This window comes from Variovorax paradoxus (assembly GCF_000834655.1).
Lineage (GTDB): Bacteria > Pseudomonadota > Gammaproteobacteria > Burkholderiales > Burkholderiaceae_C > Variovorax > Variovorax paradoxus_F.
The window spans coordinates 1-2,216 of record NZ_JXQQ01000111.1 but is presented as its reverse complement, the minus strand read 5'-3'; the positions used below and the strand labels follow the sequence as shown (position 1 = coordinate 2,216).

3 protein-coding genes are annotated in these 2,216 nt (G+C 55.4%); all 3 read left to right on the top strand.

Features of this window, described 5'->3' with window-relative positions; genetic code table 11:
- On the top strand, positions 1-476 hold a 476-nt coding region (locus tag RT97_RS28905; protein ID WP_042582308.1), incomplete at its 5' end, for a hypothetical protein.
- Positions 476-1,531, top strand: a complete 1,056-nt coding sequence (locus RT97_RS28900; RefSeq protein WP_042582307.1) for a hypothetical protein — start codon at positions 476-478, stop codon at positions 1,529-1,531. The genes RT97_RS28905 and RT97_RS28900, both read left to right, overlap by 1 nt.
- Positions 1,528-2,216, top strand: a 689-nt coding sequence (locus tag RT97_RS28895; RefSeq protein ID WP_042582306.1) for a hypothetical protein, incomplete at its 3' end; no start/stop codon positions are given. The genes RT97_RS28900 and RT97_RS28895, both read left to right, overlap by 4 nt.

The following is a 2,216-nucleotide window of genomic DNA, read 5'->3' as shown; positions in this document are numbered from 1 at the left end:
TCAAGGGCGGGCAGACGAGCATCGAGCTGGATGGGATGAACATCACGTTGAAGATGCCGGGGTTGTTGGATGTGAAGGGGGCGAGCAAGAGTTTCGTGGGGCCGAAGGGGAGCCCGGCGCAACTGCCGGCGCTGCCGGTGGGGAGCGCCGAACTCACAGAATCTCGCCTAGACCAAGGGCCCTACAAGGCCGACTACCAACTATTCAAAACCGATAACCGCCCGTTCGAGCTCTATGCCTACGAAATTCATGGCCGGTATCACGAACTGCTGAAGAGCGGCGACACCTCCAAGGCAGGTCAGACCAGCATGGTCAACAGCGAAGTGTCCATCGGCTTGAAGGGCTACAAGTCCATCATGCGTGAAAGCGAACGGGTGACCGAGAACTGGTCGTCGGTGCTCGATTCCAAGGCTCGGGAAGCTGAAACGCGGAGCGCGCTGGCATTGAACGGTGGTTCTGAAAGCGAGGCAGCGTAATGCCCGTACCTGCCATCGTCTGGGGCGTGCTCGAACTGATCGCCCTCGCCATCACGGTTCATGAATTGGGGGAGTTGGCAGAGGATCTGTATGAGGGTGTCCAGAAATACAAGGGCGACATCGGCAAGGCCAAGGAAGAAGTTCGCAAGGTCATTCAGAGCATCCAGGAAGAGATTGCTCAAAAGATCGAGGAAAAAGAAGAAGTTGCGATCCTGCTGGCACTCGAGGCTGCAGATCCGCAAGGAGAGAACACCCGCAAGGCCACAGGCCGAGGTGCGACGGAAGCCACCATCAATGCAGCCATCGAGCAGAAGATTCCGTTTCGTGATGCGATCAGCCAGGTGTGCGCTGCTGCCGACCGAATGCCCGTACTGAGCCTTCGAAGAAAGAAGGGCGTATCGATCAAGGATCTGCCCAAGGCCAAGCGCAAGATCATCGAAGAACTCCTGGCGCTGTCAATCGAGGAACTGACCGATGTGGAGCTCGAAGAATTCATGGTGATCAGGCTGAAGCAGTTGGCGGTCAACCTGTTGTTCGAGTTCGTGGACGAGTGCCTGAGTTGGGCAAGCCCACTGAAATGCGAGGTCAACTTCGGGCCTCCGCCCGGGTTCGAAGATCACCCTGTGGAGGGCGCCTCCAGGCTCAAGCGGCTTGGCAAAATCAATCCCTTCTATCCGAGCCCGTTCCAATATCGCAGAGGCAGTATTGCGGCCGACCTGATGATTTCAGAATACCGCCATCAGCGACCCGACAAGGGCAACATCTTTGCCATCGTGGAGATCAAGTTTCCGGGGGATCGGATTGAGAAGGAGCAATTCGATGGCTACTCGCGAATGCTTGAACGGGCGGCTAAAGTCAAAACCGATCGTGCGCCCGTTACCTTCAAAGGCAAACCAGTCAAATCGGGAGGTCGGCTGTCACTGTTTCGATACCCAGAGGACATCGCGGTGCATGGGAAGAAGGAAACAGAACAAGGTAAGAAGGACGACCCGCAACAGGAGCAGAGAAAGCCTGGCGGGCGTTCCCCACATAGCAAAAAGAGAGGCGTTCGATGAGCACCGCACGACAGTATTTGAACAAAGAAGAGATTGAAGAGTTCATTCGCGAGAGCAAGACCGCCCCGCAGTGGTTCTATGGTGACGAGGGGCGAGAACTGGCCATTTGTCCTTATGTGACGTTCTATGTCTACCACCAGTCTGAGGACTACATAGCGGTGGCGGAAAAGTTCATCGCCATCTGGGAGCGCTTTGTCCAGATCGTGAATGAACCTTTTGAGAAGATATTCAATTCGCGTACGCAGACATGGCTTGATGCAGGCAGTGAGCGGTTGCCGACGGACCTCAAAGCCGAATCCCGGTTTCTGCACGACGAGTTTCGGACCTTCTATTTGATGGCGACTGATATGGAGTCGCCGGATGCATCGCCGCTATGGTCCTACTCGGCCCGTGTCGATCATGTACCTCAGATGCACTACAGCACTCTCAAGCTGATCTTTCGTTATGAATGGCACGAAGATGCGAATCAGGCGAAATGGAGGGATTTCGTCCTCGATTGCATTAGATCGCTCAGGCCTGAGCAAGCGTACATGGGTTACGAGGTGGGCAATGGTGACCTAGGCACGATGGGCGCCTACGAGTCCGATGTGCTGGAACGCATCTGCGCCGATTACTTTTATGGCCTTGACATTGATCACCCCTCGAACATGGGCTTTCACGCCAACGATGACGAAGATGGCTATGT

Bases quoted from the DNA above. Each gene is read 5' to 3' on its own strand.
- RT97_RS28900 (WP_042582307.1), top strand. From the start codon at position 476: ATGCCCGTACCTGCCATCGTCTGGGGCGTGCTCGAACTGATCGCCCTC.